Source organism: Streptomyces sp. NPDC127092, assembly GCF_042722475.1.
GTDB lineage: Bacteria > Actinomycetota > Actinomycetes > Streptomycetales > Streptomycetaceae > Streptomyces.
On the sequence record NZ_JBHXFE010000370.1, the window covers coordinates 1 to 480 of the forward strand.

Annotated in this window: 1 protein-coding gene; it reads left to right on the plus strand. The window is 74.0% G+C overall.

Translation table 11 applies throughout. The features are described from left to right. Positions 1–480 (plus strand): beta-ketoacyl synthase N-terminal-like domain-containing protein (locus ACFWJO_RS40505; RefSeq protein WP_386873379.1); only part of this gene is annotated, 480 nt, incomplete at both ends.

Genomic DNA, 480 nt, shown 5'->3' on the forward strand with positions numbered 1-480 from the left:
CAACAAGGTGTGCCTGTCCGGCCTCACCGCCGTGATCGACGCCGCCCGTCTCATCCGCCTCGGCGAGGCGGACGTGGTGGTGGCCGGCGGTCAGGAGTCCATGACCAACGCCCCGCACCTGCTGCCCGGCGCGCGCAAGGGCTTCAAGTACGGCCCGGCCACCATGCTCGACGCCGTCGCGTGGGACGGCCTCACCGACTCCCTGAGCCACGAGGCCATGGGCGAGCTGACCGAGTCCGGCAACGGCGAGCGGAACATCGCCCGCGCCGAGCAGGACGAGGTCGCCGCGGCCTCGCACCAGCGGGCCGCCCGGGCCCAGTCCGAGGGCGTCTTCGAGGGCGAGATCGCCCCGGTGGAGATCCCGCAGCGCAAGGGCGACCCGCTGGTCGTCTCCCAGGACGAAGGGGTCCGCCCGGACACGACCGCCGAGTCGCTGGGCGCCCTGCGCCCGGCGTTCGCGAAGGACGGCACCATCACGGC